The following is a 26,038-nucleotide window of genomic DNA, read 5'->3' as shown; positions in this document are numbered from 1 at the left end:
GATGAAATCAGCCTTTTGCGCTTATTTATCAAGCGCTGACAGCTATCATTTTTGAATCGCATCAGTTGAAACTGGCGCGGCCCAGCTCAGCGGAGGCCGCGCAAGGGCCGCCCCGCCGCGCTGGCGTCGTCCCCCTTCCCGAATCGCGCAGCGATTCGAGAGAAGGGGGAAGCGGCAAAGCCGCTCAGGGGGATGCACTCTACTTCCCGCGATAGCTGTCATGGCACGCCTTGCACGTGCCCGCCGTGGCGCCGAATGCGGCCTTGAGGTTGTCCAGGTTGCCCGTCTTGGCGGCAGCCGCCAGCTTGACGGCCTCGGCTTCGAGTTTGTCGGAGTGTTCCTTGAACTTGGCCTGCTCGAGCCAGATCTCCGGCAGAGCCTTGGTGGGCGCGCCCTTGTCAGTGCCGGCGCCGAAACCCGCCCAGGGCAGCTTGGCCATCTGGGCCACTACTTCTGCGTTGTCCTGGGCCGCCTTGGCATCAAACGGCGCCCGACCATTGGCCATGGCGCCGATGCGCCCGAAGTGCTGGCCCATCACGAACAGCGCGCTCTGGCGGTATTTGATGGCGTCTTCGGGTTTGGCAAACTGGGCAGATGCAGGTGCCGACAGGGTCAGCATGGCTGCGGCAAAGGTGAACGCGGCAAGTGCTTTCATGGGAACGTCCTTTTTTCGTGGGGAGGGGAGCAAAGAGACACAGCAAGGAACCAGGCTTGCGCAACGGAGTATGCCGTTTTGACAGCCTTTGCGCATCGCCAGCGCTTCCGGGCGAACCCTTGCCTCTTGCACAATGGTGCCACGCGCCCTTCCCTCCCCCTGCACACTCCGGACCACCATGACCACGCCTACCCACACCGTCCGCATCTGGGATCTGCCCACCCGCGTCTTCCACTGGGCCCTGGCCGCCAGCGTGATCGGCCTCGTCGTCACCGCCAAGGTGGGCGGCAACGCCATGGAGTGGCATTTCAGGCTGGGCTACCTGGTTCTGGCGTTGCTGGTGTTTCGCATCGTGTGGGGCGTCATTGGAGGGCGGTGGTCGCGGTTTGCGGCCTTTTTATATTCGCCCGCGCGGCTGCTGCGCTACCTGCGCGGCATGCCACACGCCGACGACGCCATTGGCCACAGCCCGCTGGGCGCCCTGTCGGTGTTTACGCTGCTGGCCGTGCTGGTGGCGCAGGTGGCGACCGGGCTGCTCAGCGACGATGAAATCGCGTTTGCCGGGCCGCTCACGCGGTTTGTGAGCAACGCGGTGGTGGGGCAGGCCACCGGATATCACAAGGAGATTGGCCAGTACCTGGTGCTGGGCCTGGTGGGCCTGCACGTCGTGGCGGTGTTGTTCTACGTTCTCGTGCGGCGCCAGCGCCTGGTGCGCCCCATGCTGCACGGCGACAAGGACCTGCCCACCCCGGCCACGCCTTCGCGCGACGACGCGGCGAGCAGGATGATGGCGCTGGTTGTGCTGGGCCTCAGCCTTGCGCTGGCGTGGTGGGTGTCCACGCTCTCCGCAGCGATGACCTTCTGAGCAAACTCGCTACACTGCGGCTTCCTTGTTTGACTACCCCGCCCGTGTTTTGGACAAGCCCTCTGTAACCCTGCGGACTGCGGTGACGCCCGCCGACATGGACGCAGTCCGCCAGATCTTCCGTGAGTACGCCAGCGCGCTGGGCGTGGACCTCTGCTTCCAGGACTTTGACAACGAGCTGGCCCAGCTGCCTGGCGACTACGCCGAGCCCCGTGGCGCGCTGCTGCTCGCCGAGGTCGAGGGCGCGGTCGCCGGCTGCTGCGCACTGCGCCCGCTGGACAACGCCGACTATCCCAACGCCAGCGAGATGAAGCGGCTGTTTGTGCGCAAGGCGTTCCGCGGCTTCGGCCTGGGGCGCGAGCTGGCCGAGGCCATTCTCGACAAGGCCCGCCAGGCCGGCTATGCCTGCGTGCTGCTCGACACCCTGGACGACATGGAGTCGGCGCGCGCGCTGTACACCGACCTGGGGTTTGAGGAGATTCCGCCGTACTACCACAACCCCATCGCAGGCGCGCACTACCTCAAGGTCGAGATTTTCTAGTCTTTTTGGCCCTTGGCGCTCGTCCATCAAGCGCTGGCAGCTATCTTGTTGATAGCATGTTTAGAATGACACCGGCCTGGTGCCAAGCACACCGAGGCTCTCAGGCTTCGGGCCGTGGGGCATCCCCACGGTGTTTTTGGATAGCCCACATAGCGGCGCACGAACCTCCCGCCATGCAGGCATGGCGCACAGTTCACGCACAACCCGCTGGTTGGTGCCAGGCCTTTTTTCCCTGTACCTAGCTTCGCTTTGCAGACCCCGTCGCCGCCCGTCCGCGCCATCGCCCAGGCCCTGGCCATGGCCTTGCTGGCGGATTCCGACAAACCCGGGCAACGCAGCCTGCAGGCATTGGCCGCCCGCGCGCGGGTCTGTTTGGGGCATGGGGTGGCATCGGTCTACGACGCCCCAGCGCAGCCCGGGCCCTTGTGTGAATCCCTGTTCGAGCAACTGCGGCGCCTCTCGGTGTTGTCCCCCTCGGAATGGGCTCGGCTAGAGCCGGAAGACGTGGCGACGTGGCTGGTGCATGGTTTCTGGTGGCGCTCGGCCGGTGTCAATAACCCTGCAGGCTACGAGCGGCACGCTTCTGCCCCCGCAGACAGCGGCAGGCCGCCCCCTGACGGCGACTGGGCCAACGACTGGAACGACGAAGGTCAGGATGATGAGGGCGACCACACTCTCCCTCGGCACCTGTGGACGCCTGCCCAGCTCGCTGCTGCCTTTCGCAACTGGGCGGCCAGCCCCCGCTCCGGTACCCGCCTGCACTGGTTGCTGCGTCCCGCTGCGCCGGCGCCGCTGCCCGCCTGGAGAAGGGAGCAGTCCGCATTGGCACCCCTGGTTGTGGCAAGCGTTGGAGATGTGGCTGCAGCGCTGGCCTTGTCGCTGGACGATCTGCTCTGGCTGGCGCCCGAACACGCGGCCTGGCGCGAACCGGGCCATGGCGGCCACGCGCTGCGTCCATCACACTACCGCTACCGGTTGCTGCCCAAGCCCAGCGGCGGCCTGCGGCTGCTGGAGGCGCCCCTTGCCCGCCTCGCCGCAGGGCAGCGGAAGATCCTGCGTCGGCTGCTGACCGACGTCCCCGCGCATGAGGCCGCCCATGGCTTTGTGCGCGGCCGCAGCGTGGACAGCCATGCGCGCGTACACACCCAACAGCCGGTGGTCATCCGGTTTGATCTTGCAGATTTCTTCACACACATCGACGCCACGCGGGTGCGCGCGCTGTGGCGGGCGCTGGGGCACGCGCGCCCGGCCGCAGAGCTGCTGACGCGCCTGGTCACCACACGCACACCTGCGGCCGTGCGCGAACGCTTGCTGGATGCGCCGCCCCTGGCCCCAGACGCCATCGCACCGCGTCGCGCGCTCGGGGCGCGCTTGGCACGGCCGCACCTGCCGCAGGGTGCGCCCACATCGCCGGCCTTGGCCAATCTGTGCGCATTTGGCATGGACGTGCGGCTGAACGCTCTGGCGCAGCGGTTTGGTGCGCGCTACACGCGTTATGCTGACGATATGGTGTTTTCAGGTCCCGCAACGCTGCGCTGCCAGTTTGTGGAGCTGAAGGCCTGGGTCACGGCCATCGTGGAGGACGAGGGTTTTGTGCTGCGCACCGACAAAACCCGCGTGATGCCTGCGCACCAGCGACAAACGGTGACCGGCCTGGTGGTCAACCAACGCCTGAACTACAGTCGGGCGCAGTTTGACGGCCTGAAGGCGCGCCTGCACCGCCTGGGGCAGCAACCGTTTGTGGACCCGGCCGAACGCGCGCGGCTGGAGGGAGAGATTCAATGGGCCTGCCGCTGGCTGGCCCCCGCACGCTGCGACAAGCTGTGGCGCCTTTTCAGCGCGATCCGTTTTGCAGTTGGCGGATAGCGCCTGCGCAGCGGTGGGCGACGTGGGCTGGCGTCCCTTGGCGCAGGCCGAGCCGGCCTGCGAACTTGGCGAGTCGGTTCCTGTGCGCCGCGTCACCCGTTCAGGTTGAGCTTGTCGGAACCCAGGGAAGCGCTTCGACAAGTTCGGGGTGAACGGTACTGCGGGTGGATGCCGACTTCCTCTCAAATTGCGGTCAAGCCTTCTGGGCCTGCTGCAGCAGCGTGTCGGCGTCGCTCACTTCAAACTTGCCGGGCGCTTCCACGTTGAGCGTCACCACCTTGCCGTCCTTGACGAGCATGGAATAGCGGTTGCTGCGCACGCCCATGCCCTTGCTCGTCAGGTCCAGCGTAAGGCCGGTGGCCTGGGCAAACGCCGCGCTGCCATCGCCGAGCATGCGGACCTTGCCATCCGTTTTTTGATCGCGTGCCCAGGCGCCCATCACGAACGCGTCGTTCACGCTCACGCACCAGATTTCATCCACACCGGCTGCCTTGAACTCAGCGGCCTTTTCCACATAGCCAGGTACATGCTTGGCCGAGCAGGTGGGCGTGAAAGCGCCGGGCAGCGCAAACAGGGCAATCGTCTTGCCTGCCGTGGCCTTTTCGACGGACACGGGGTTGGGGCCGATGCTGCAGCCCTCGCCTTCGACTTCCGAGTATTCCATCAGCGTGCTGGCGGGCAGGGTGTCACCGACTTTGATCATTGGTATCTCCTTGGGTATTGCGTGAACGAACAGGGAAAGGGCTTGTTGTTGCGTTGATGCCGTATGCAAGCTGCGGCATCGGCTGTATCGACAGCATCAATCAACAGCCGCGCAGCTCGAAAGCCTGCACAGAACAGGCCTCACAAAGCAAAACGACCCACATTGTGGGTCGTTTTGAAGGGCGATGCCGCCTGGGGTCTTGGCCCCGGCGGCACTGACGCGCTGGATTACAGCAGGCCGGCCTTTTGCACCAAGCGGGTAGCGACCCAGTTCTTGGTCTTGGAGAGCGGACGGCTCTCCGTGATTTCGATCACGTCGCCCAGCTTGTACTCGCCCTTTTCATCGTGGGCGTGGTACTTGCTCGACTTGGCCACGATCTTGCCGTAGAGCTCGTGCTTCACACGGCGCTCGACCAGCACGGTCACGGTCTTTTGACGCTTGTCGCTGACCACCTTGCCAACCAAGGTGCGCTTGAGGGATTTTTTAGCTTCCGTCATGTTCGCTCCTACTTACTTGGCGGCTTGCTTTTCAGCAAGAATGGTCTTTGCACGGGCGATGTCGCGGCGGGTGGTACGCAACGTGTTGGTGTTTGCCAACTGTTGCGTAGCCTTCTGCATGCGCAGGCCGAAATGGGCCTTCTGCAGAGCCTTGATTTCGGCTTCAATGCCGGCGACGTCTTTTTGGCGCAGTTCAGCAGCTTTCATTTCTTGTTCTCCTGAATTACGCGCCCAGATGGCGGGTCACGAAGGTGGTGCGCAGCGGCAGCTTGGCGGCAGCCAGGCGGAACGCTTCGCGGGCCAGTTCTTCAGGCACGCCAACGATTTCAAACACGATCTTGCCGGGCTGGATTTCGGCCACGTAGTACTCGGGGTTGCCCTTACCGTTACCCATACGCACTTCTGCGGGCTTGGTAGAGATTGGCTTGTCCGGGAACACGCGGATCCAGATACGGCCGCCACGCTTGACGTGACGGGAAATCGCACGGCGTGCAGCTTCGATCTGGCGGGCCGTGAGGCGGCCACGATCGGTGCACTTCAGACCGAAATCACCGAAGGCAACGGAGGCACCCCGCGTTGCGACGCCAGTGTTTCGGCCCTTTTGCTCCTTGCGGTATTTACGGCGAGCAGGTTGCAGCATCTTTATTCTCCTTTACCGTCCGCTGCTGTAGCGGGCGCGGCGACCTTGCGTACGCGCTTAACGGCATTGTTATCAGCGCCACCGGCTTCCGCTGGCTTGTCGCTGCCATCGGCCGGAGCGGTGTTGCCACCGACAGGACGACGTGGGCCACGACCTGCGCCTGGACGGTCGCCACCTGGGCGGCCATCACGGCGTGGGCCGCGTGGGCGGCGCTCTTCGTCCGGACGGGGCGTTTCCACGGCGGGCAGGTCATTGCGGCCCAGCGTGTCACCCTTGTAGACCCACACCTTCACGCCGATCACACCGTAGGTGGTCTTGGCTTCGGAGGTGCCGTAGTCGATGTCCGCACGCAGCGTGTGCAGTGGCACACGGCCTTCACGGTACCACTCGGTACGAGCGATTTCGATACCGTTCAGACGGCCGGACGACATGATCTTGATGCCCTGAGCACCCAGACGCATGGCGTTCTGCATGGCGCGCTTCATGGCGCGGCGGAACATGATGCGCTTTTCGAGCTGTTGCGTGATGCTGTCGGCGATCAGCTTGGCATCGATTTCGGGCTTGCGCACTTCTTCGATGTTCACTGCGACAGGCACGCCCAGGCGCGACGCGAGTTCCTTCTTCAGGTTCTCGATGTCTTCGCCCTTCTTGCCGATCACGACACCAGGACGTGCGGAGAAAATCGTGATACGGGCGTTCTTGGCAGGACGCTCGATCAGGATGCGCGACACGGCGGCGTTCTTGAGCTTGGCCTTCAGGTACTCGCGCACCTTGATGTCTTCGGCCAGCATGCCCGCAAAGTCGCGGTTGCTGGCGTACCAGCGGCTGGACCAGTTACGGCTCACGGCCAGGCGGAAGCCGGTAGGATGGATTTTCTGTCCCATATTCTTCCTTTGGCCTCAGTTGCCCACCGTCACGTACACATGGCACGTGGGCTTGCTGATGCGGTTGCCGCGGCCTTTGGCGCGCGCGGTGAAGCGCTTGAGCGTGGTGCCTTGCTCGACGTAGATGGTCTTGACGCGGAGTTCGTCAATATCGGCACCATCGTTGTGCTCGGCGTTGGCGATAGCCGACTCCAGCACCTTCTTGACGATGCCCGCAGCTTTTTTCTGCGTGAACGTCAGGATGTTCAGGGCTTGGTCCACTTTCTTGCCGCGGATCAGATCGGCGACCAGACGGCCCTTGTCGACCGACAGACGAACGCCCCGGAGGACTGCACGTGTTTCAGACATGGTCGTTCCTTACTTCTTCGCTTTTTTGTCAGCGGGGTGACCCTTGAAGGTGCGCGTCAGGGCGAATTCGCCCAGCTTGTGGCCCACCATCTGGTCGGTGACATAGACCGGGACGTGCTGCTTGCCGTTGTGCACGGCAATGGTCAGACCGATGAACTCGGGCAGAACCATGGAGCGACGCGACCAGGTCTTGACTGGTTTCTTGTCCTTGGTGGCAACGGCCTTCTCGACCTTGGCCAGCAAGTGATGGTCAACAAATGGACCCTTTTTAAGAGAGCGAGTCATCTGTTACCCCTTACTTCTTGCGACGCGACACGATCATGATCTGTGTGCGCTTGTTGTTACGGGTGCGATAACCCTTGGTCAGATTGCCCCAAGGATCGACTGCATGGCGGCCTTCGCCGGTGCGGCCTTCGCCACCACCGTGAGGGTGATCCACTGGGTTCATGGCCACGCCGCGAACGGTCGGGCGGATACCCATCCAGCGCTTCACACCGGCCTTGCCCAGTTGGCGCAGGCTGTGTTCTTCGTTGGCCACTTCGCCAATGGTGGCGCGGCACTCGATGTGGATCTTGCGCACTTCGCCAGAGCGCATACGCACCTGGGCGTACACGCCTTCACGGGCCAGCAGCGTTGCCGAAGCACCAGCCGAGCGTGCGATCTGTGCACCGGCACCGGGCTTGAGCTCGATGCAGTGGATGGTCGAACCCACGGGGATGTTGCGTATTGGCAGCGTGTTGCCAGCACGGATCGGAGCTTCCGAACCGGACAGCAAGGTTGCGCCCACTTCCAGGTTGCGGGGAGCGATGATGTAGCGGCGCTCGCCGTCGGCATAGCACACCAGAGCGATGTGGGCCGTACGGTTGGGGTCGTACTCAATGCGCTCAACCTTGGCCGGAATGCCGTCCTTGTTGCGCTTGAAGTCCACCACACGGTAGTGGTGCTTGTGACCACCGCCCTTGTGGCGGGTGGTGATGTGACCGTTGTTGTTGCGGCCAGACTTCTGGTGCTGGGGTTCCAGCAGCGGAGCAAATGCTTCGCCCTTGTACAGGTGGTCACGCGTAACCTTCACCACGGCACGTTGGCCGGGCGAGGTGGGTTTCATCTTGATAACGGCCATGATTAAGCAGCCTCCCCGGACAGGTTCAGCTCTTGACCTTCCTTCAGCATCACATAGGCCTTGCGAACGTTGTCGCGGCGGCCCATGGTCTTGCCAAAGCGCTTGGTCTTGCCCTTGGTGTTCACCACAGAAACGCCCTTGACCTCGACCTTGAACATCAGTTCAACGGCGGCCTTGATTTCAGGCTTGGTCGCGTTCTGCAGCACCTTGAAGGTCACAGCATTGGACTTTTCAGCTGCCATGGTGGCCTTTTCGGACACGATGGGAGCGACCAGCACCTGCATCAGACGACCTTCATCGAACTTGCGTTCTGCGGGGGTAGGATTCACGCGGCTCATGCGAACATCTCCTTGAGCTTGTCGATCGCCCCTTTGGTGACGAGCACCTTCTTGAAACGCACCAGCGACACGGGATCGGCGTAACGGGGCTCAACCACGAGCACGTTCACCAGATTGCGCGAAGCCAGGTACAGGTTTTCGTCCACTTCATCGGCAATCACCATCACCGATTGCAGGTTCATCGCCTTGAACTTATCAGCCAGGACCTTGGTCTTGGGAGAGTCAAGCTTCAACGAATCGACCACAGCCAGGCGACCTTCGCGGGCCAGCTGCGACAAGATGGCAGACATACCGGCGCGGTACATCTTCTTGTTGATCTTCTGCGTGAAGTTTTCGTCAGGCATGTTCGGGAAAATCCGACCGCCCCCACGCCACAGTGGCGAGGAAGTCATACCTGCACGTGCGTTACCCGTACCCTTTTGCTTGAAAGGCTTCTTGGTCGAGTGACGGACTTGCTCGCGGTCCTTCTGGGCGCGAGTGCCTTGGCGTGCGTTGGCCTGATAGGCCACCACGATCTGGTGCACCAGATCTTCGTTGTATTCACGACCGAACACGGTTTCGGGAACATCCAGCTTGGATGCGCCTTGGCCTTGGTCATTCAGGAGTTCGAGCTGCATTAGTTCGCTCCTTTGGAGGCTTTGGCCTTGACGGCGGGACGCACAGTCACGAACCCACCCTTGGAGCCCGGAATCGCGCCCTTGATCAAGAGCAGTTGACGCGCTTCGTCGATGCGGATCACATCGAGGTTTTGCGTGGTCTTGGTGACATCGCCGAGGTGGCCCGTCATGCGCTTGCCGGGGAACACACGACCGGGGTCCTGTGCCATACCGATGGAGCCTGGCACGTTGTGCGAACGGCTGTTACCGTGCGACGCGCGCTGCGAGGCCATGTTGTGGCGCTTGATGGTACCGGCGTAGCCCTTACCGATGGAGGTGCCTTGCACATCGACCTTCTGGCCCACTGCAAAGACATCTGCCACGGGCACTGCAGCACCGGCGGCATACTTGCCGGCGGTTTCAGCGGTCACGCGGAATTCCTGGATGATTTCACCGGCTTCCACACCTGCCTTGGCAAGGTGGCCGGCTTCTGGCTTGGTCACACGCGATGCTTTGCGCGAACCGAACGTGACCTGCAGGGCCACATAGCCATCGTTCTCTTGGGTTTTGACCTGGGTAACGCGGTTGTTGGACACATCCACCACTGTGACAGGCACTGCGTCCCCATCATCAGTGAACAGACGCATCATGCCCACCTTGCGACCCAGCAACCCGAGGGAGTTGCTCAGACTCATTGGTTTTCTCCAAAACTTCCACCGCTGCGACTTCAATTGGCCTCAGCGTTTGCTCAGCACTTTCGCGCCAGCGCATGAAAGAAGGTTAATAAAACTCCGCCATTTTTCTCTTTGCGATTGCGCGCAAAGAAGGCGAAGCTCTCAAGTATAACGCGGACTGCTTTTTCAAGCAAGTCCGCGTTAGGGAATCGCAAGACCGGCCCTGACGGGCCTGCCCTGCGGAGTTGCAACAGGATTACTGCAGCTTGATTTCGACGTCCACGCCAGCGGGCAGGTCGAGCTTCATCAGGGCGTCCACGGTCTTGTCCGTAGGGTCCACGATGTCCATCAGACGCTGGTGCGTGCGGATTTCGAGCTGGTCGCGGCTGGTCTTGTTGACGTGGGGCGAACGCAGGATGTCGAAACGCTTCATGCGCGTCGGCAGAGGCACGGGACCCTTGACGATGGCGCCGGTGCGCTTGGCGGTGTCAACGATCTCGGCAGCGGACTGGTCGATCAGCTTGTAATCAAACGCCTTCAGGCGGATGCGGATTTTTTGCTTGGACATGGCAAGTTCCTTTTCTGCTTAAAGATTAAGCAATGATCTTGGCCACGACGCCAGCACCCACCGTGCGGCCACCTTCGCGGATAGCGAAGCGCAGACCTTCTTCCATGGCGATGGGGTTGATCAGCTTCACAGTGATCGACACGTTGTCACCAGGCATGACCATTTCCTTGTCGGCTGGCAGCTCGATGGCGCCAGTCACGTCGGTCGTGCGGAAGTAGAACTGAGGACGGTAGTTGTTGAAGAAAGGCGTGTGACGGCCACCTTCGTCCTTGCTCAGCACATACACCTCAGCCGTGAAGTGGGTGTGGGGCTTGATCGAGCCGGGCTTGCACAGCACTTGGCCGCGTTCCACATCTTCGCGCTTGGTGCCGCGCAGCAGCAGGCCGACGTTGTCGCCAGCTTGGCCTTGGTCCAGCAGCTTGCGGAACATTTCCACGCCGGTGCAGGTGGTCTTTTGCGTGTCGCGGATACCCACGATTTCGATTTCTTCGCCGACCTTGATGATGCCGCGTTCCACGCGACCGGTCACCACGGTGCCGCGGCCGGAGATGGAGAACACGTCTTCCACGGGCATCAGGAAGGCACCGTCCACAGCGCGCTCAGGCGTGGGGATGTAGGTGTCCAGGGCTTCGGCCAGCTTCATGATGGCTTCTTCACCCAGCTTGCCCTTGTCGCCTTCCAGGGCGAGCTTGGCAGAGCCGCGCACGATGGGGGTGTCGTCGCCTGGGAAGTCGTACTTGTCCAGGAGTTCGCGCACTTCCATTTCGACGAGTTCGAGCAGTTCTTCGTCGTCCACCATGTCGCACTTGTTCAGGAACACGATGATGTAAGGCACGCCCACTTGGCGGGCCAGCAGGATGTGCTCACGGGTCTGGGGCATGGGGCCGTCAGCAGCCGAGCACACCAGGATAGCGCCGTCCATCTGGGCAGCGCCGGTGATCATGTTCTTCACATAGTCGGCGTGGCCGGGGCAGTCCACGTGGGCGTAGTGGCGGTTGGCCGTTTCGTATTCCACGTGAGCGGTGTTGATCGTGATACCGCGAGCCTTTTCTTCAGGGGCTGCGTCGATCTGGTCGTATGCCTTGGCTTCGCCGCCGAACTTGGCGGACAGCACGGTAGCGATGGCTGCCGTCAGCGTCGTCTTGCCATGGTCCACGTGGCCGATCGTGCCCACGTTGACGTGAGGCTTGGTGCGTTCGAATTTACCTTTTGCCATTTTCAATTCTCCAAAGAGCGATGCCTGTGTTGGGGTTTAACGTCTGCACCCGATTGCTGATTCGTCCTGCACAGAGCAACGGGACGGCACCGGGTCGCAGATTGCAAAAAATTTGCTATTTGATCGATAGCTGCTAGCGCTTACCGGGTAAGCGCTAGCAGCCACTTTGACCATTATTTAGCGCGAGCTGCCATGATGGCTTCAGACACGTTGCGAGGTGCTTCGCTGTAGTGCTTGAATTCCATCGAGTACGTAGCGCGGCCTTGCGTTGCGGAACGCAGGGTCGTGGAGTAGCCGAACATTTCCGACAGAGGCACTTCCGCACGGATGGCCTTGCCACCGCCTGGGATGTCGTCCATGCCCTGGACCATGCCGCGGCGGCTGGACAGATCGCCCATCACGTTGCCGGCGTAGTCTTCAGGCGTTTCCACTTCCACAGCCATCATGGGTTCCAGGATGACCGGACCGGCCTTCTTGCAACCTTCCTTGAAGCCAAAGATGGCAGCCATCTTGAACGCCAGTTCGTTCGAGTCCACATCGTGGTACGAACCGAAGTGCAGCGTGACCTTGACGTCCACCACGGGGTAACCGGCCAGCACGCCTTGCGTGACGGCTTCGTTGATACCCTTTTCCACGGCCGGGATGAATTCGCGAGGCACCACACCGCCCTTGATCGCGTCGACGAACTCGATGCCCTTGCCGGCTTCGTTGGGTTCGATCTTGAGCACGACGTGGCCGTACTGACCCTTACCACCGGACTGGCGCACAAACTTGCCTTCGGCTTCTTCCACCGTCTTGCGGATGGTTTCGCGGTAAGCCACTTGGGGCTTGCCCACATTGGACTCCACGCCGAACTCGCGCTTCATGCGGTCCACGATGATTTCCAGGTGCAGCTCGCCCATGCCGGAAATGATGGTCTGGCCGGATTCTTCGTCGGTCTTCACGCGGAAAGACGGATCTTCGGCAGCCAGACGCTGCAGCGCGATGCCCATCTTTTCCTGGTCGGCCTTGGTCTTGGGTTCCACGGCCTGCGAGATCACGGGCTCAGGGAACACCATGCGCTCCAGCACGATCTGCGAATTCACATCGCACAGGGTTTCGCCCGTGGTCACTTCCTTCAGGCCCACGCAGGCAGCGATGTCGCCGGCGCGGATTTCTTCGACTTCCTGACGCTCGTTGGCGTGCATCTGCACGATACGGCCGATACGTTCCTTCTTGCCCTTGATGGGGTTGTAGACGGTATCGCCCTTGGTCAGCACGCCGGAGTAAACGCGCACGAAGGTCAGTTGGCCCACGAACGGGTCAGTCATCAGCTTGAATGCCAGCGCCGAAAACTTCTCGCTGTCGTCAGCCTTGCGGGTGACGGGCTTTTCGTCTTCGTCGGTGCCGGCCACGTCAGGAATGTCCGTCGGTGCAGGCAGGTAGTCGATCACGGCGTCCAGCATGCGCTGCACACCCTTGTTCTTGAAGGCCGTGCCGCACAGCATGGGGTGGATTTCCGTCGCGATGGTGCGCGTGCGCAGACCTTGCTTGATCTCGGCTTCGCTCAAGTCACCTTCTTCCAGGTACTTGTTCATCAGCTCTTCCGAGGCTTCGGCAGCGGCTTCGACCATCTTCTCGCGCCATTCCTTGGCGGATTCCACCAGGTCGGCCGGGATATCTTCGTAGCTGAACTTCATGCCCTGGGAAGCTTCGTCCCAGATGATGGCCTTCATCTTCAGCAGGTCCACCACGCCGGTGAACTTGTCTTCGGCGCCGATCGGGATCACGACGGGCACGGGGTTGGCCTTCAGGCGCAGCTTCATCTGGTCGTAGACCTTGAAGAAGTTGGCACCTGTGCGGTCCATCTTGTTCACAAAGGCCAGGCGAGGCACCTTGTACTTGTTGGCCTGGCGCCAGACGGTTTCAGACTGGGGCTGCACGCCACCCACGGCGCAGTACACCATGCAAGCGCCGTCCAGCACGCGCATGGAACGCTCCACTTCAATCGTGAAGTCCACGTGGCCGGGGGTGTCGATGATGTTGAAGCGGTGCTCGGGGTACGTGTTGTCCATGCCCTTCCAGAAGCAGGTCGTGGCCGCAGAGGTGATCGTGATGCCGCGCTCTTGCTCTTGCTCCATCCAGTCCATGGTGGCAGCGCCGTCGTGCACTTCGCCAATCTTGTGGCTCACGCCCGTGTAGAACAGGATACGTTCGGTGGTCGTGGTCTTGCCAGCGTCAATGTGGGCCGAGATACCGATATTGCGGTAGCGCTCGATGGGGGTATTGCGAGCCATGGTGGATCCTTGATGGGTCGTATTGGTGAGGGTGTCGGGCAGCCATACTGGCGGCAATGCCCGTCAATTTTGTGACTGCCTGAAATCGACACAAGGCTGCTGGCAAAACACCAGCAGCCTTGGACCTATATCAGGACAAATCCGCGTTTTAGAAGCGGAAGTGGCTGAATGCCTTGTTGGCTTCGGCCATGCGGTGCACTTCGTCACGCTTCTTCATGGCGCCGCCACGGCCTTCGGTGGCTTCCAGCAGTTCGTTGGCCAGACGTTGGGCCATCGACTTCTCGCCACGCTTGCGGGCGGCTTCCTTGATCCAGCGCATTGACAGGGCCAGACGACGGACAGGGCGCACTTCCACAGGCACCTGGTAGTTGGCACCACCAACGCGGCGGGACTTCACTTCCACCATGGGCTTCACGTTGTTGATGGCAACGGTGAAGGCTTCCAGGGGGTCCTTGTCAGGATGCTTCTTCTCGATGAGTTCCAGGGCGCCGTAAATGATGCGCTCTGCAACTGCCTTCTTGCCGCCTTCCATGATCACGTTCATGAATTTGGACAGCTCTACATTGCCGAACTTGGGATCCGGCAGGATTTCACGTTTGGGGACTTCGCGACGACGTGGCATTTTTTACCTCTATCTTTGCTTCAGTTGGCATCTTTTCAGACACCGCGAGAGCCATTCAGGACTCCCACTTACTCGACCCGCGCAGACAATCTGCGTTTGGGGTCACTACGCTGGATCACCGCGCCACGCGGGAAACAGCACCGAAAATTCTTCTGACCGAAAAACCAGGGCTTACTTGGCCTTGGGCTTCTTGGCGCCGTACTTGGAGCGGGCTTGCTTGCGGTCTTTCACGCCTTGCAGGTCCAGCGAACCGCGCACGATGTGGTAACGCACACCGGGCAAGTCCTTCACACGACCGCCGCGAACCAGCACCACGCTGTGTTCCTGCAGGTTGTGGCCTTCACCGCCGATGTAGGAGATGACTTCGAAGCCGTTGGTCAGGCGAACCTTGGCAACCTTACGCAGAGCGGAGTTAGGCTTCTTGGGCGTCGTGGTGTACACACGGGTGCACACGCCACGGCGCTGGGGAGAGTTTTCCATCGCAGGGCTCTTGGACTTGATCTTTTCGACCTCGCGCCCCTGACGGACTAGTTGATTGATGGTTGGCATGAAATACGTCCCTAAACGTGAATTTGCTTCGTGAAAGCGAAAACGTGAATCCCTTCGGAAATTCCGAAAAGCCTTCTAATGTAGCAGCAAGGCGTCGATCAGGCAAGCCGCATGCGGCGTTACACCCAAACCCCTCCCGAAGCGCCGATATGGCCTGCCGCGTTTAAAAGCGCACGGCCCAGGCCAGGACCGCCGCGCAAGGGCCGCCCCGCCGCGCTGGCGGTGTCCCCTTTCCTGAATGGCGCAGCCATTCGAGAGAAGGGGGAAGGCGCGAAGCGACTCAGGGGGATGTACCTTATTTAATCCAGAGACGGATGCCGTCCCAGGCACGGCCCAGGGTGCCTGCCTGCTCCACGCCCTCCAGCGCGATCAGGGGCACTTCGGCCACGGCCTGGTCCGCCAGCATGACCTTGAGCGTGCCGATGGACTGGCCCTTGGTGTATGGCGCCACCAGCGGGTCGGGGCGGGTAATCTGGGTGGTGACCTTGCCGGCGCTGCCCGAGGGCACGGCCACGACGATGGCCTCCTCGCGGCCGATCTTGAGGGTGCTGGCCGTGCCCTTCCACACGGCGGGGGAGGCGACCGGGCTGCCGGCATCAAAAAGCTTGACCGCCTCGAACGCGGTGTAGCCCCAGTTCAGCAGCTTCTGGCTTTCATTCGCGCGCGCGTTCTCGCTGGCGGCACCGAGCACGATGGACAGCAGCCGGCGCTGGCCCACGCCGGGGAATTCCCGCTTGGATGTGGCCACCAGGCAGTAGCCCGCAGCGGCCGTGTGACCAGTCTTGAGACCGTCCACCGTGGGGTCGCGGAACAGCAGCGTGTTGCGGTTGCTGCCGTTGGACGCCGGCGTGCCAGGGTAGCTGTACTGCTTGGTGGAGTAATAGTGCATGTACTCCGGAAAGTCCTTCATCAACCGCATGGCCAGAACCGACAGGTCGCGCGCCGTGGTGGTGTGGCCGGGTTCGGTCAGGCCTTCGGGATTCTTGTAGTTGGTGCCGTTCATGCCCAGGGCCTTGGCCTGGTCGTTCATGAGCTTGACGAAGTTTTCGGCCGTGCCGCCCACGCCTTCGGCCAGGGCCATGGTGGCGTCGTTGCCCGACTGCACGATCATGCCCTTGATGAGGTCTTCCACCGGCACCTGCATCTTGGGGTCGATGAACATGCGCGAGCCGGGCATCTTCCAGGCGCGCACGCTCACGGGCAGCTTCTGGTCCAGGGATATCTTCCTGGCACGCAGGGCATCAAACACCAGGTAGCCCGTCATGAGCTTGGTGAGCGAGGCTTGCTCCACCGGCGCATCGATGTCCTTGGCGGCCAGCACCTGGCCCGCGGTGACATCCACCAGCATGTAGGTGCGCGCGGCGATTTCAGGGGGCTGGGGCGCCTGGGCCAGGGCGCCGAAGGCGGCGGGGGCCACCGCGGCAAAAACGGCCAGGGATCGCAACGCGGACAGGATTCGTTTCATGGGGCAGAGGAAGGCTGGAGAGGCTCGAAAAAGGGGGAAAAAGAAAAGAGCGCCACAGTGGAACAGCAGCCAGGGCCGGTGGGCCCTACACGGAGGCTGCTTGCAGGTGGCGCACCACCAGGCTCTTGAGAAGCGGCAATTGTCCGTGAAAGAAATGCCCACCTGCGGGGATGACTGTGACAGGCAGTATCTGGGGCCGGGCCCAGTCCATGACGGACGCCAGGGGAACGGTGTCGTCCGCCTCGCCGTGCACGACCAGGGTACTTACATGGGCGTCTGGCGGCACGGGCGCCACTGTGAAGCGGCTGGCGGCCGTGCCCACGAGCACGGTGGTGTCCACCCGACCCTGGGGCCACAGGGCTTGCAGCGCATGGCTGGTGACGAACGCGCCAAACGAGAAACCCGCCAGTGCAAGGCGCTGGCCCCCGGCTGCAGGCGCCACCTGCTCCACCACGGCCAGCAGGTCCTGCAGCTCGGCCCGCCCTTCGTCGTGCACGCCAGCCGAGCCGCCCACGCCCCGGAAGTTGAAGCGCACGGCTGTCCAGCCGCACTGCACGAAGGCGCGCGCCAAGGTCTGCACGACCTTGTTGTCCATGGTGCCCCCAAACAGCGGATGGGGATGGGCGATGACGGCCACACCACGCGGCGTGGCACCTTCGGCCAGCATGGCGCTGTCGCGCACGGCCTCGATGGCGCCTGCGGTGCCGGCGAGGGTCAGGCGTTCGGTCTGGGCATTCACGGGTTTACTACCAAATCAATAGCTTCCAGCGCTTGATGGATAAGCGCTAGAGGGCAAAAACATTCAAAAAATCGGGTGAAGGAGGTGGAGGCGGTTTCAGCGCCCAAGTTCCGCCGGCGTGACCAGACGCTCCACCACCTGGCCGTTCTTGAGGTGGGATTCGACGATTTCGTCGATGTCGGACGCGTCCACATAGGTGTACCAGGTGCCTTCCGGGTAGACCACGGCGACGGGGCCGCCCGCGCAGCGGTCCAGGCAGCCGGCCTTGTTCACGCGGACCTTGCCGGGGCCGGCCAGGCCAGCGGCCTTGACCTGCGCCTTGCAGCGGTCAAAGCCCGCCTGCGCGTTGTGGTGGGCGCAGCTGTCTTCGCCATTGGTGCGGTCGTTCAGACAGAAGAAGATGTGGCGCTGGTAGTAGCCGGGCGCGGTGGCCGGCGGGGTGGAGGGGGTGTCGCTCATCCGCGCATTTTACGAACCGTGCCCCGGGCACCTCTGCGGCGACTCAGAGGCTGAGAGTTTTTTGGCCGGGGCCCGAAAGGCGCGCCGAATCGCTTCGGATGGAGGCGCAACGCACAGCCATAGCTCGGGCCATGGCGAGCAGCCTCTCAGGGGGCGCTTTCTCTCCTCGACACCCGCATCAGCACATACAGCAGCGTCGCATAAGGCCACAGCCAGCCCAGCCACTGGCCCAGGCCGTAAAAGCGGATGAAGCGGCCCTGCTCCCAGATCTGCAGCGTCTGCGCAAAGTAGGCGCTGGTGGGCGCCTGGTTGAGCAGCGCCAGGTGCCAGGCCAGCGCCAGCAGCAGCAGCGCTGCGCAGGCCCGGCGCGGCAGTGCCACCAGCAGCAGGGCCAGCGCCAGCGCCGCCCACACGCCCAGGCGCACGGGCTGGCCCATCCATTCCCAGGCGTGCACCGGCCCCCAGCTCAGCGCGGCCGACAGCGCCGTCAGCGCCACGCCCACCGCCACCACACCCAGCGCAAACAGCGCGCGCCGGCCCATCTGGCGGATCACGCAGTAGCCCAGCAGGCATGGCACCAGCAACCCCAGAATCACGCTGAGCAGCTCGCCGCCGCGCGACAGCGGGTCCAGCGCCACCTCGCGCACCGGCAGCCACTGCAGGAACGGCGTGTCGGCCAGCAACTCGACCAGCGCGGCCTCCAGCCGTTCCAGCACCTGGCCCAAGCCAAAGGGCACGGCTGCTGGGAACAGCAGTGCCAGCGGCCACAGCGCCAACAGCACCAGCGCGCCGCTGGCGTCCTGCACAAACCAGCGGCCGCGGAAGTCGCTCCAGCGGTCGATGGCGCCCACGCGCTCCAGCAGCGCGGCGCTCAGCGCACCAGCCAGCGCACCCGCCGCGTTCAGTGCCAGGTCCATGTTGGATGGCACACGCCGCGGCAGGTATATCTGCAAGAACTCCAGCCCCAGCGACAGCAGCGTGCCAGCGAGCGTGGCCAGCAGCACGGGGCTGCCCTGCCAGCCCGTGCGCAGCATGGCCAGCACCAGCAGGAACCCCAGGGGCGCGTAGCCCACTACGTTGATCGTGACGTCGAACCCCGTCCAGTACGGCGGCGGGATGGGCGCCAGCAAAAAGACCAGCGGATCGATGCCCTGGGCACGCCAGCCGTCAAACGGGAACAGGCTGGCGAAGACGATGAGCGCCGTATAGATCAGCGCCAGGGGCCAGGCAGAGGTCTTGTGCACCGGCGTATGGACCTAGAACGGTTTCACCACGACCAGCACCACGGCGGCCACCAGCAGCAGCACTGGTGCCTCGTTGAACCAGCGGAACCACACATGGCTGCGGCGGCTGGTGCCATCGGCCAGCTTGCGCAGCAGCACGCTGCAGGCATGGTGGTAGCCGATGACCAGCACCACAACGGCCAGCTTGGCGTGCATCCAGCCATTGCCTGGGCCCCGACCGATGCCGTAGCCCATCCACAGCCACACGCCCAGGGCCACCGCCGGCACCGCCAGCAGCGTGGTGAAGCGCAGCAGCTTGCGCGCCATGAGCAGCAGGCGATCGCGCTCGGCCACCGAGCCCGGGGCCACCATGGCCAGGTTGACGAAGATGCGGGGGAGATAGAACAGGCCGGCAAACCAGCTGGCCACGAAGACGATGTGAAAGGCTTTGACCCAGAGCATGCGGCAGTTTAAGGGGATGGCATGGCGCGCCCGCCCGGCAAAAAAAAGCCCGGCAAATCCGCCGGGCCAGGAAAGCCTGTTTTGCATTGCTGCAATCCGAGGCCCCGCTCAGGGAGGAAAAGCGGGGGGCAGCAAGCCGCCCGGCGCCAATTTAGCACCGGGCAAGGGGTGTTACAAGCGGCATTTCCCAGGGCGGGCGCAGCGGCACCAGCGCCTGGCAACCACCGGCCGGCCCGGCCAGCGCGCCTGCAGATTCGAGCGCCGCCGGCAGGCCATAGGCACCTGCCGCGCAGCGGCTCAGGGACATAATCCGCCCATGCTCCAAAGCCCCACCCCCTTCCCCCAGAACCGCCCCCGCCGCCTGCGCCGCGACGCCTTCACCCGCCGCCTGGTGCGCGAGAACCTGGTCACCGTTGACGACCTGATCTACCCCGTGTTCGTGCACGAGGGCACCAACCGCAGCGAGGCCGTGACCTCCATGCCCGGCGTGGACCGCCTGAGCCTGGACTTGCTGCTGCCCGTGGCCGAAGACTGCGTGAAGCTGGGCATCCCGGTGCTGGCGCTGTTCCCGGCGATTGACCCCGCGCTCAAGACGCCGGACGGCAAGGAGGCCCTCAACCCCGACGGCCTGATCCCGCGCGTGGTGCGGGCGCTCAAGAAAGAATTCCCCGACCTGGGCGTGATGACCGACGTGGCGCTGGACCCGTACACCAGCCACGGCCAGGACGGCGTGCTGGACGAGACCGGCTACATCATCAACGACGAGACGGTGGAGATCCTCACCGGCCAGGCGCTCACGCATGCCGAGGCGGGCGTGGACATCGTCGCGCCCAGCGACATGATGGACGGCCGCATCGGCGCCATCCGCGAGGCGCTTGAGGTGCAGGGCCACATCCACACCCGCATCATGGCCTACAGCGCCAAGTACGCGAGCAGCTTCTACGGCCCCTTCCGCGACGCGGTGGGCACGCGCGGCGCTTTAGGCAAGGCCGACAAGAATGTGTACCAGATGGACCCTGGCAACAGCGACGAGGCCCTGCGCGAGGTGGCCATCGACATCGCCGAAGGCGCCGACATGGTGATGGTGAAGCCCGGCATGCCCTACCTGGACATCGTGCGCCGCGTGAAGGACGAGTTCAAGGTGCCCACCTTTGCCTACCAGGTGAGCGGCGAGTACGCCATGATCAAAGCCGCTGCGGCCAACGGCTGGCTTCAGCATGACGCCGTGATGATGGAAAGCCTGCTGGCCTTCAAGCGCGCTGGCGCCGACGGCGTGCTGACCTACTTTGCACGCGATGTGGCTCGCTTGCTCCGAAAATAAGAGCTGTCAGCGCTCGCTGGATAAGCGCTAGAGGCACTTTTTATCCATATTTCTGGGTTGCATGCGCATTTTTCACATCCACAGCGGCGGCGTGCACGAGCTGGCTGCGCTGCCCACACAGATGCCTGCGCAGGGGTTTGTCTGGATCGCCTGTGCGCGGCCCGCGTTCCAGTCGCAGCTGGCCGAGATCCAGGCCAGCCTGCAGGCGCTGGTAGGACTGCAGTTGGTGGACCTGCACGTGTCCGACCTGCTCAACGCACAGCTCCCATCGCACTACGACTACACCTCGCAGTACGACCTGCTGGTGTTCCGCCGCCTGGCGACGGCAAATGGCGACGCGGCACAGCCGCCCGCCGCTGCGCCGGAAGGCGCCGCGCCCCGGCGCAGCGGCCCGCCCGTGCTGCGGCGCATCGACACCAGCCCGGTGGGGTTTGCCGTTTTTGACCAGCTGCTGCTGACGGTGCACCCGGCCGACTGCGCAGTGCGCGACGCCTACGCGGCCCGCCTGCTGGCCTCGCTGCCCACCGGCCCCAGCGAGGGTCGCAGCAGCCCCGTGCCCGGCGCCCGCGTGCCCACCAGCCCTGCCGACCTGATGCTGCGCGTGGTCAACCTCATGGTGGACGGCTACCTGGATCTGCGCCGCGAACTCACCCGCCAGCTGGACCACTGGCAGACCGAGCTGCTCAAACCCCGAGCGCGCTATGTGAACTGGACCTCGCTGCTCGAAGCGCGCCTGTCGCTGCACCAGCTCGACGAAATCTGCGAAGACCAGCGCACCGCCGTGCAGGACTGGATCGACGCTCTGGAAACCTGGGCCCTGCCCGAGACGCCCGCGGGCCTGCGCGAGCTGGACCTGCTGAAAGTGCGCAGCCGCGACGTGCTCGAACACATCGAGCGCGTGGTGCACCACGTGCGGCGCCTGGAGCAAAGCACCGAAACCGCCGTGCAGATGCATTTCAGCGTGCAGAGCAACCGCACCAACGACATCATGCGCACGCTCACGGCACTCACGGCTGTGTTTTTGCCGCTGAACCTGATCGCGGGCATCTTTGGCATGAACTTCGAATTCCTGCCGCTGATCCACAAGGCCGACGGCTTCTGGTGGGCGCTGGGGTCTATGGGCGTGATCGCGCTGGCGCTGGTGGCGCTGTTCTGGCGCAAGCAATACCTGTCGCGAACCCGGCGGTAATTCCTACCCCGGTCCTGCTGCGCCAGGGGCAGCATCGCATCTGCACACGCCCGAGGAGTGCATTGATGCCCGCGCCTTCCGCTGATCCTGCCGCCCCCTTTCCCCTGGCCTCTGCCGATGCACAAGCGCCCCTGTACATCGGCACTGCGGGCTGGAGCCTGCCGCGCGCCAGCCAACACCGCTTTGCCATGGCCGCAGACAGCCCGGCTGAATCGCACCTGGTGCGCTACGCGCGGCAGTTGACGGCTGCGGAGATCAACTCGTCGTTCTACCGCCCGCACCAGCGCAGCACCTACGAACGCTGGGCCGCAGCCACGCCGGCCGGGTTCCGGTTTTGCGTCAAGCTGCCGCGCAGCATCACGCATGACGCACGGCTGAACGATACCGAAGCCCTGCTGCAGGCGTTTGTGGACCAAGCCAGCGGTCTGGGCGACCGCCTGGGCTGCGTGCTGGTGCAGCTGCCGCCCAGCCTGGTGCTGGATGCACCAGTGGCCCACGCCTTCTTTGCGGGCCTGCGGCGCCTGCTGCCGGACGGTGTCGGCCTGGCGGTGGAACCACGCCACGCCAGTTGGTTCACGTCCGAAGGCGACACGCTGTTGTCGCACTGGCAGGCTGCGCGCGTTCTGGCCGACCCGGTGCTGCACGACGCGGGGCGCGCGCCGGGCGGGTGGCCTGGGCTGGTGTATTGCCGGCTGCACGGCTCGCCGCGCACCTACTACTCGGCGTATGACAAAGCTCTGATCGATGCGCTGGCCGCACGCCTGCAGCGGGCCACGCGGGAGGTCGCGCAAAACGCCCCGCAAGAGGCCGGCAGCGTGTGGTGCATCTTCGACAACACCGCCAGCGGGGCTGCCACGGAGAACGCGCTGGACCTGTTGGCGCGTCTGCGCAACGCCTGAGAGGCTGAGAGGAAATCGGTCATTGGTCAGCGGTCAGCGAGACGGCGTGGGCGTGCCAAAGAGCCCAGCCCCGTTGTCCCACGCAATCTTGCGCGCCACGTCGGCGGGCAGGCCGCCCAGCCACTGGCGGTAGCCCTGCATCAGACTTTCGTAGTGCTGCCAGCGTTGGTTGACCCAGGTGTCCGAGCCGATCACGAAACGCGTGGGGTACTTGAGCAGCAGCGCGCGCCACGCGGGGCACAGCTGGTTGTCGTCGCAGACCAGGCCGGGGCGGTATGAGAGTTCGCCCACCAGGCCGGGGTAGCGGGCCATCAGGGCGTCGACCCGCTCCACCGGCGCGCCGCCGATGCCGGTGTGGGCCCAGATCAGGCGCACCTTCTCGCCCTTCGACGGCGTGTTGGCCATCAGCAGGTCGATGGCTACATCGTCCACATGCGCCAGCACCACCAGGCCGCGCTCTTCGGCCAGGGCCATGAGCTTCTTGGCCACCGGGCCGTTGGCATTGGCGCTGTCGTACAGGTGGAATTCGCCAATGCCGCGGTACGGGCCAGACCCGGTGCCGCGCTTCAACTCGTCCAGCACCATGTCGTAGATGGTCTCGTCGGCAAACCAGCCCGTGTAGTCGGCCCGGTTGCGGTACAGCCGCACAAAAGGCACCACGGCCACCCCGGCCGCGCGCACCTCGGGCAGGGCCGCCAGCGCCAGCGACCCGGTGTTGGGCCGCGAGTTGGCCACGATGGCGCGCACGCCAGAGGCCTTCATGCGCGCCAATACGTCCGACGGCGGATGCGGGCCCGTTTTGCCGTCCCACGCCTCCTCGTTGTAGTGCAGGTGCGCGTCAAACAGCGGACCGGTGTAGTCGGCGGCGTGGACTTTCTGCACGGCGCCAGCCCCAACTATCAAAACAATAGCTGCCAGCGCTTGCTGGATAAGCGCCAGAGGCCAAAAACGCTTAGAAAAATCGAACCACGTCGGACATGCCATGGCAACCTCCAGACATCAGCGATATGTCGTGACCCCTTCGCGCCTCTACTTGGCGCGGTCCCGCGAGGGACGCCTGGCAAGGGCCGCCCAGCAGCGAGGGCGTCGTCCCCTGGGGGGAAGGCGCCGCAGGCGACTCAGAGAGAATCCCTACCCCAGGTGCTTGTCGAAGAACGCCAGCGTGCGGTCGCGCGCCGTCATGGCCGAGGGCTCGTCGTAGCTGCCGCGCTGGTCGCAGTTGAAGCCGTGGTCGGCGTCATAGATATGGACCTCGACCTCGGGATGCGCGCGGGCAAAGGCCTGCACGCTGTCCACCGGGATGAAGTGGTCGCGCTGGCCGAAGTGCGCCATCACGGGCACGCGCGGCTGGCGGGCGGCTTCGTCGGGGCTGGTCATGCCGCCGCCGTAGTACGGCACGGCGGCCGACAAACCGCTGAGCGTGCAGGCCGCGCGCCAGGTCAGCAGGCCGCCCCAGCAGAAACCCACGATGCCCACCTTGCGTCCGCTTTGTGCGGCGGCGTAGTCGATGGCGGCCTGGATGTCGGGCATCACGCCGGGGGCGGGCAGCGCCTCCACCGCCGCCTTCAGGCCCATGCCGGCCTGCATGTCATCACCGCTGTAGCCCAGCTCCACGCCGGGCTTCACGCGGTGGAAGGTCGAAGGCGCCACGGCCAGGTAGCCGCGCGCCGCAAAGCGGTCGGCCACGGCGCGGATGTGGGAGTTGACGCCAAAAATCTCCTGCAGCACCACCACGGCGCCGCGCGGTGCGACGTCCGGCTGCGCCACCCAGGCCGGAAACACAAAACCATCGCCGGAAGTCAGATCGACAAACTGTCCCATGCTGCAATCTCCTTGAAGAAAAAAGGTGCTCACGCGTTGGCCACCCGGCACATCGGCACCTGCCCGATGCCCCCAGAACCTGTTCCAATGCGCCATTCTTGCAGGAGACCGCATTCCATGAACAACAAGATTGCCTTAATCACCGGCGCCAGCCGAGGCATTGGCGCCGCCACCGCCCTGCTGGCTGCGCGCCAGGGCTGGGCCGTGGCGGTCAACTACCAGGGCAACCAGGCCGCCGCCGATGCGGTGGTGCAGCAGATTCGATCCGCCGGCGGCACCGCGCTGGCCGTGCAGGCCGATGTGGCCGACGAGGCCCAGGTGCTGGCCATGTTTGCCACCGTCGACGCACAACTCGGCCGCATCACCGCGCTGGTGAACAACGCGGGCGTGGTGGACCGGACCCAGCGTGTGGATGAAATGAGTGTGGCGCGCCTGCGCCGCATGTTCGACATCAACGTGATCGGCAGCTTCGTCTGCGCCCGCGAGGCCGTGCGCCGCATGAGCACAAAACACGGCGGCGCGGGCGGCAGCATCGTCAACGTCTCCAGCGCCGCCGCGCGGCTGGGCGCGGCGGGCCAGTATGTGGACTACGCGGCAGCCAAGGGCGCCATCGACACCATGACGTTGGGCTTGGCGCGCGAAGTGGCGGCAGAAGGCATCCGTGTGAACGCCGTGCGCCCGGGCCTCATCGAGACCGACATCCACGCCAGCGGCGGCCTGCCCGACCGCGTGCGCGACCTGGCCCACCTGGTGCCCATGCAGCGCGGCGGCACGGCCGACGAGGTGGCGGAGGCCATCGTGTGGCTGATGTCGGATGCTTCGCCCTACACCACCATGTCATTGCTCGACGTTTCCGGAGGCCGCTGATGGATCTCAAACCTCTCATCACCCTGCTGGCCATCGTGAACCCGCTGGCCATCGTGCCGTTCTTCATCCACTACACGCAGGGCTTCTCGTACGCGCAGCGGCGCCGCACCATCCAGGTGGCCAGCTTCAGCGTGTTCTGCGTGATTGCGGCCTGTGCGCTGCTGGGCTTGCAGATCCTCGACTTCTTCAACATCTCGCTGCAGAGCTTTCAGGTGGGCGGCGGCATGCTGCTGCTCATCAGCGCGATGAACATGCTCAACGCCCAACCGGCCGAGGCCAAGCCCAGCACCAACGAGTTCGAAGAAGGGGCAGAGAAAGCCGCCGCCGGGAGCAGCATCGCCGTGGTGCCGCTCACCATCCCGCTGCTCACCGGCCCGGCCAGCATGTCCACCGTGGTGATTTATGCCGACCGCGCGCAGGGCGTGTGGCAGACGCTGGCGCTGGTGGGCTACGGCGTGGTGATCGCGCTGGCCACCGCCGTGTGTTTTGCACTGGCCGACCCGATTGCGCGCGTGCTGGGCAAGACCGGCATCAACGTGATGACCCGGCTCATGGGCCTGATCCTGGCCGCGCTGGCGGTGGAGGTGATGGCCGATGGGCTGGGCAAGATTTTTCCCATTTTGGTGGCTCGTTGA

32 protein-coding genes are annotated in these 26,038 nt (G+C 64.0%); 8 read left to right on the top strand and 24 right to left on the bottom strand.

Annotated features, from left to right (window positions below):
- Positions 1–199: 199 nt before the first annotated feature.
- Positions 200–655 carry a c-type cytochrome gene (locus ACK4HJ_RS13950; RefSeq protein ID WP_409832561.1) on the bottom strand — a complete coding sequence of 152 codons (456 nt, stop codon included), beginning with the start codon at positions 653–655 and terminating at the stop codon, positions 200–202.
- A gap of 178 nt (positions 656–833) precedes the next feature.
- On the opposite strand from ACK4HJ_RS13950, the gene ACK4HJ_RS13945 reads away from it, so the two are divergent.
- From ACK4HJ_RS13945 to ACK4HJ_RS13935, 3 genes are all read left to right on the top strand, one after another.
- The gene (locus tag ACK4HJ_RS13945) at positions 834–1,520 is read left to right on the top strand and encodes a cytochrome b/b6 domain-containing protein (RefSeq protein WP_409832558.1); all 687 of its coding nucleotides are present in this window, start codon (positions 834–836) and stop codon (positions 1,518–1,520) included.
- Between the two features lie 49 nt (positions 1,521–1,569).
- A complete protein-coding gene (locus ACK4HJ_RS13940; protein ID WP_409832556.1) occupies positions 1,570–2,061 on the top strand; it encodes a GNAT family N-acetyltransferase in 492 nt (163 codons plus the stop codon).
- Between the two features lie 249 nt (positions 2,062–2,310).
- Complete coding sequence (locus tag ACK4HJ_RS13935) at positions 2,311–3,927, top strand: reverse transcriptase family protein (protein ID WP_409832553.1); 1,617 nt, start codon at positions 2,311–2,313, stop codon at positions 3,925–3,927.
- A 193-nt stretch (positions 3,928–4,120) separates the two neighbouring features.
- Here the strand turns inward: ACK4HJ_RS13935 and ACK4HJ_RS13930 are convergent, their stop codons facing one another.
- The 21 genes from ACK4HJ_RS13930 to ACK4HJ_RS13830 form a co-directional block, all read right to left on the bottom strand.
- Entirely contained in the window at positions 4,121–4,630 is a 510-nt protein-coding gene (locus tag ACK4HJ_RS13930; RefSeq protein WP_409832550.1) for a peroxiredoxin, read from the bottom strand.
- Between the two features lie 227 nt (positions 4,631–4,857).
- On the bottom strand, positions 4,858–5,127 hold the full coding sequence (gene rpsQ, locus ACK4HJ_RS13925; protein WP_409832547.1) for a 30S ribosomal protein S17: 270 nt from the start codon (positions 5,125–5,127) through the stop codon (positions 4,858–4,860).
- A 12-nt stretch (positions 5,128–5,139) separates the two neighbouring features.
- Positions 5,140–5,334 carry a 50S ribosomal protein L29 gene (gene rpmC, locus ACK4HJ_RS13920; protein ID WP_409832545.1) on the bottom strand — a complete coding sequence of 65 codons (195 nt, stop codon included), beginning with the start codon at positions 5,332–5,334 and terminating at the stop codon, positions 5,140–5,142.
- 16 nt (positions 5,335–5,350) lie between these two features.
- The gene (gene rplP, locus ACK4HJ_RS13915) at positions 5,351–5,767 is read right to left on the bottom strand and encodes a 50S ribosomal protein L16 (protein ID WP_409832542.1); all 417 of its coding nucleotides are present in this window, start codon (positions 5,765–5,767) and stop codon (positions 5,351–5,353) included.
- Between the two features lie 2 nt (positions 5,768–5,769).
- Complete coding sequence (gene rpsC, locus ACK4HJ_RS13910; RefSeq protein WP_409832541.1) at positions 5,770–6,651, bottom strand: 30S ribosomal protein S3; 882 nt, start codon at positions 6,649–6,651, stop codon at positions 5,770–5,772.
- 15 nt (positions 6,652–6,666) lie between these two features.
- Positions 6,667–6,999, bottom strand: coding sequence for a 50S ribosomal protein L22 (rplV, locus tag ACK4HJ_RS13905; protein WP_119967500.1), 333 nt, complete (start codon positions 6,997–6,999; stop codon positions 6,667–6,669).
- Positions 7,000–7,008: 9 nt separating this feature from the next.
- Positions 7,009–7,284 carry a 30S ribosomal protein S19 gene (gene rpsS, locus ACK4HJ_RS13900; RefSeq protein ID WP_010467177.1) on the bottom strand — a complete coding sequence of 92 codons (276 nt, stop codon included), beginning with the start codon at positions 7,282–7,284 and terminating at the stop codon, positions 7,009–7,011.
- A 10-nt stretch (positions 7,285–7,294) separates the two neighbouring features.
- The gene (rplB, locus tag ACK4HJ_RS13895; protein WP_409832536.1) at positions 7,295–8,119 is read right to left on the bottom strand and encodes a 50S ribosomal protein L2; all 825 of its coding nucleotides are present in this window, start codon (positions 8,117–8,119) and stop codon (positions 7,295–7,297) included.
- A gap of 2 nt (positions 8,120–8,121) precedes the next feature.
- Entirely contained in the window at positions 8,122–8,457 is a 336-nt protein-coding gene (gene rplW / locus ACK4HJ_RS13890; RefSeq protein WP_409832534.1) for a 50S ribosomal protein L23, read from the bottom strand.
- Complete coding sequence (gene rplD / locus ACK4HJ_RS13885; protein ID WP_008906425.1) at positions 8,454–9,074, bottom strand: 50S ribosomal protein L4; 621 nt, start codon at positions 9,072–9,074, stop codon at positions 8,454–8,456. The genes rplW and rplD overlap by 4 nt, the downstream gene beginning before the upstream one ends.
- A complete protein-coding gene (gene rplC, locus ACK4HJ_RS13880; protein WP_409832531.1) occupies positions 9,074–9,748 on the bottom strand; it encodes a 50S ribosomal protein L3 in 675 nt (224 codons plus the stop codon). The genes rplD and rplC overlap by 1 nt, the downstream gene beginning before the upstream one ends.
- A 235-nt stretch (positions 9,749–9,983) precedes the next feature.
- Complete coding sequence (gene rpsJ, locus ACK4HJ_RS13875) at positions 9,984–10,295, bottom strand: 30S ribosomal protein S10 (protein ID WP_005796953.1); 312 nt, start codon at positions 10,293–10,295, stop codon at positions 9,984–9,986.
- Positions 10,296–10,320: 25 nt separating this feature from the next.
- Positions 10,321–11,511: an elongation factor Tu gene (tuf, locus tag ACK4HJ_RS13870; RefSeq protein ID WP_409832528.1), complete on the bottom strand. Its 1,191-nt coding sequence runs from the start codon at positions 11,509–11,511 to the stop codon at positions 10,321–10,323.
- A gap of 173 nt (positions 11,512–11,684) precedes the next feature.
- The gene (fusA, locus tag ACK4HJ_RS13865) at positions 11,685–13,787 is read right to left on the bottom strand and encodes an elongation factor G (RefSeq protein WP_409832525.1); all 2,103 of its coding nucleotides are present in this window, start codon (positions 13,785–13,787) and stop codon (positions 11,685–11,687) included.
- Between the two features lie 148 nt (positions 13,788–13,935).
- Positions 13,936–14,409 (bottom strand): 30S ribosomal protein S7, encoded by a 474-nt coding sequence (gene rpsG, locus ACK4HJ_RS13860; protein ID WP_005798541.1) that lies wholly within the window; start codon positions 14,407–14,409, stop codon positions 13,936–13,938.
- A gap of 171 nt (positions 14,410–14,580) precedes the next feature.
- Complete coding sequence (gene rpsL, locus ACK4HJ_RS13855; protein ID WP_010104110.1) at positions 14,581–14,958, bottom strand: 30S ribosomal protein S12; 378 nt, start codon at positions 14,956–14,958, stop codon at positions 14,581–14,583.
- Positions 14,959–15,253: 295 nt separating this feature from the next.
- Positions 15,254–16,423, bottom strand: coding sequence for a D-alanyl-D-alanine carboxypeptidase family protein (locus ACK4HJ_RS13850; RefSeq protein WP_409832521.1), 1,170 nt, complete (start codon positions 16,421–16,423; stop codon positions 15,254–15,256).
- An 85-nt stretch (positions 16,424–16,508) separates the two neighbouring features.
- Positions 16,509–17,162, bottom strand: a complete 654-nt coding sequence (locus ACK4HJ_RS13845; RefSeq protein ID WP_409832519.1) for an alpha/beta hydrolase — start codon at positions 17,160–17,162, stop codon at positions 16,509–16,511.
- Between the two features lie 96 nt (positions 17,163–17,258).
- Positions 17,259–17,621: a (2Fe-2S) ferredoxin domain-containing protein gene (locus ACK4HJ_RS13840; protein ID WP_409832517.1), complete on the bottom strand. Its 363-nt coding sequence runs from the start codon at positions 17,619–17,621 to the stop codon at positions 17,259–17,261.
- A 146-nt stretch (positions 17,622–17,767) separates the two neighbouring features.
- Complete coding sequence (locus ACK4HJ_RS13835; protein WP_409832514.1) at positions 17,768–18,865, bottom strand: VanZ family protein; 1,098 nt, start codon at positions 18,863–18,865, stop codon at positions 17,768–17,770.
- Between the two features lie 12 nt (positions 18,866–18,877).
- Entirely contained in the window at positions 18,878–19,306 is a 429-nt protein-coding gene (locus tag ACK4HJ_RS13830; protein WP_409832512.1) for a CopD family protein, read from the bottom strand.
- A 316-nt stretch (positions 19,307–19,622) separates the two neighbouring features.
- Between ACK4HJ_RS13830 and hemB the strand changes: the two genes are divergently transcribed.
- The 3 genes from hemB (at position 19,623) to ACK4HJ_RS13815 (ending at position 22,715) form a co-directional block, all read left to right on the top strand.
- A complete protein-coding gene (hemB, locus tag ACK4HJ_RS13825; protein ID WP_409832510.1) occupies positions 19,623–20,627 on the top strand; it encodes a porphobilinogen synthase in 1,005 nt (334 codons plus the stop codon).
- A 61-nt stretch (positions 20,628–20,688) separates the two neighbouring features.
- A complete protein-coding gene (locus tag ACK4HJ_RS13820; protein ID WP_409832507.1) occupies positions 20,689–21,816 on the top strand; it encodes a magnesium transporter CorA family protein in 1,128 nt (375 codons plus the stop codon).
- Positions 21,817–21,881: 65 nt separating this feature from the next.
- Positions 21,882–22,715: a DUF72 domain-containing protein gene (locus tag ACK4HJ_RS13815; RefSeq protein WP_409832505.1), complete on the top strand. Its 834-nt coding sequence runs from the start codon at positions 21,882–21,884 to the stop codon at positions 22,713–22,715.
- 33 nt (positions 22,716–22,748) lie between these two features.
- Here the strand turns inward: ACK4HJ_RS13815 and ACK4HJ_RS13810 are convergent, their stop codons facing one another.
- A complete protein-coding gene (locus ACK4HJ_RS13810; RefSeq protein WP_409832744.1) occupies positions 22,749–23,645 on the bottom strand; it encodes an amidohydrolase family protein in 897 nt (298 codons plus the stop codon).
- A 201-nt stretch (positions 23,646–23,846) separates the two neighbouring features.
- Positions 23,847–24,536, bottom strand: coding sequence for a dienelactone hydrolase family protein (locus ACK4HJ_RS13805; protein ID WP_409832503.1), 690 nt, complete (start codon positions 24,534–24,536; stop codon positions 23,847–23,849).
- A 117-nt stretch (positions 24,537–24,653) separates the two neighbouring features.
- Here ACK4HJ_RS13805 and ACK4HJ_RS13800 point away from each other — a divergent pair, with 117 nt between their 5' ends.
- A complete protein-coding gene (locus ACK4HJ_RS13800; protein ID WP_409832500.1) occupies positions 24,654–25,403 on the top strand; it encodes an SDR family oxidoreductase in 750 nt (249 codons plus the stop codon).
- A complete protein-coding gene (locus ACK4HJ_RS13795; RefSeq protein WP_409832497.1) occupies positions 25,403–26,038 on the top strand; it encodes a MarC family protein in 636 nt (211 codons plus the stop codon). Before ACK4HJ_RS13800 ends, ACK4HJ_RS13795 begins: the two co-directional genes overlap by 1 nt.

Source organism: Acidovorax sp., assembly GCF_046294525.1.
Classification (GTDB): domain Bacteria; phylum Pseudomonadota; class Gammaproteobacteria; order Burkholderiales; family Burkholderiaceae_C; genus Acidovorax.
The sequence above is the reverse complement of the archived record's forward strand: the minus strand, read 5'-3'. Positions and strand labels throughout refer to the sequence as shown.

What these genes read in the sequence shown, in the direction of transcription:
- ACK4HJ_RS13805 (WP_409832503.1), bottom strand. Translation starts at nt 24,536, where the DNA reads ATGGGACAGTTTGTCGATCTGACTTCCGGCGATGGTTTTGTGTTTCCG.
- ACK4HJ_RS13930 (WP_409832550.1), bottom strand. Translation starts at nt 4,630, where the DNA reads ATGATCAAAGTCGGTGACACCCTGCCCGCCAGCACGCTGATGGAATAC.
- ACK4HJ_RS13830 (WP_409832512.1), bottom strand. Translation starts at nt 19,306, where the DNA reads ATGCTCTGGGTCAAAGCCTTTCACATCGTCTTCGTGGCCAGCTGGTTT.
- rpsL (WP_010104110.1), bottom strand. Translation starts at nt 14,958, where the DNA reads ATGCCAACCATCAATCAACTAGTCCGTCAGGGGCGCGAGGTCGAAAAG.
- hemB (WP_409832510.1), top strand. Translation starts at nt 19,623, where the DNA reads ATGCTCCAAAGCCCCACCCCCTTCCCCCAGAACCGCCCCCGCCGCCTG.
- ACK4HJ_RS13815 (WP_409832505.1), top strand. Translation starts at nt 21,882, where the DNA reads ATGCCCGCGCCTTCCGCTGATCCTGCCGCCCCCTTTCCCCTGGCCTCT.
- rplB (WP_409832536.1), bottom strand. Translation starts at nt 8,119, where the DNA reads ATGGCCGTTATCAAGATGAAACCCACCTCGCCCGGCCAACGTGCCGTG.
- rpsJ (WP_005796953.1), bottom strand. Translation starts at nt 10,295, where the DNA reads ATGTCCAAGCAAAAAATCCGCATCCGCCTGAAGGCGTTTGATTACAAG.
- ACK4HJ_RS13850 (WP_409832521.1), bottom strand. Translation starts at nt 16,423, where the DNA reads ATGAAACGAATCCTGTCCGCGTTGCGATCCCTGGCCGTTTTTGCCGCG.
- fusA (WP_409832525.1), bottom strand. Translation starts at nt 13,787, where the DNA reads ATGGCTCGCAATACCCCCATCGAGCGCTACCGCAATATCGGTATCTCG.
- rpsS (WP_010467177.1), bottom strand. Translation starts at nt 7,284, where the DNA reads ATGACTCGCTCTCTTAAAAAGGGTCCATTTGTTGACCATCACTTGCTG.
- rplW (WP_409832534.1), bottom strand. Translation starts at nt 8,457, where the DNA reads ATGAGCCGCGTGAATCCTACCCCCGCAGAACGCAAGTTCGATGAAGGT.
- rplP (WP_409832542.1), bottom strand. Translation starts at nt 5,767, where the DNA reads ATGCTGCAACCTGCTCGCCGTAAATACCGCAAGGAGCAAAAGGGCCGA.
- tuf (WP_409832528.1), bottom strand. Translation starts at nt 11,511, where the DNA reads ATGGCAAAAGGTAAATTCGAACGCACCAAGCCTCACGTCAACGTGGGC.
- ACK4HJ_RS13950 (WP_409832561.1), bottom strand. Translation starts at nt 655, where the DNA reads ATGAAAGCACTTGCCGCGTTCACCTTTGCCGCAGCCATGCTGACCCTG.
- ACK4HJ_RS13945 (WP_409832558.1), top strand. Translation starts at nt 834, where the DNA reads ATGACCACGCCTACCCACACCGTCCGCATCTGGGATCTGCCCACCCGC.
- rpsC (WP_409832541.1), bottom strand. Translation starts at nt 6,651, where the DNA reads ATGGGACAGAAAATCCATCCTACCGGCTTCCGCCTGGCCGTGAGCCGT.
- ACK4HJ_RS13820 (WP_409832507.1), top strand. Translation starts at nt 20,689, where the DNA reads ATGCGCATTTTTCACATCCACAGCGGCGGCGTGCACGAGCTGGCTGCG.
- ACK4HJ_RS13840 (WP_409832517.1), bottom strand. Translation starts at nt 17,621, where the DNA reads ATGAGCGACACCCCCTCCACCCCGCCGGCCACCGCGCCCGGCTACTAC.
- rplC (WP_409832531.1), bottom strand. Translation starts at nt 9,748, where the DNA reads ATGAGTCTGAGCAACTCCCTCGGGTTGCTGGGTCGCAAGGTGGGCATG.
- ACK4HJ_RS13795 (WP_409832497.1), top strand. Translation starts at nt 25,403, where the DNA reads ATGGATCTCAAACCTCTCATCACCCTGCTGGCCATCGTGAACCCGCTG.
- rpsQ (WP_409832547.1), bottom strand. Translation starts at nt 5,127, where the DNA reads ATGACGGAAGCTAAAAAATCCCTCAAGCGCACCTTGGTTGGCAAGGTG.
- rpmC (WP_409832545.1), bottom strand. Translation starts at nt 5,334, where the DNA reads ATGAAAGCTGCTGAACTGCGCCAAAAAGACGTCGCCGGCATTGAAGCC.
- ACK4HJ_RS13800 (WP_409832500.1), top strand. Translation starts at nt 24,654, where the DNA reads ATGAACAACAAGATTGCCTTAATCACCGGCGCCAGCCGAGGCATTGGC.
- rplV (WP_119967500.1), bottom strand. Translation starts at nt 6,999, where the DNA reads ATGTCTGAAACACGTGCAGTCCTCCGGGGCGTTCGTCTGTCGGTCGAC.
- rplD (WP_008906425.1), bottom strand. Translation starts at nt 9,074, where the DNA reads ATGCAGCTCGAACTCCTGAATGACCAAGGCCAAGGCGCATCCAAGCTG.
- rpsG (WP_005798541.1), bottom strand. Translation starts at nt 14,409, where the DNA reads ATGCCACGTCGTCGCGAAGTCCCCAAACGTGAAATCCTGCCGGATCCC.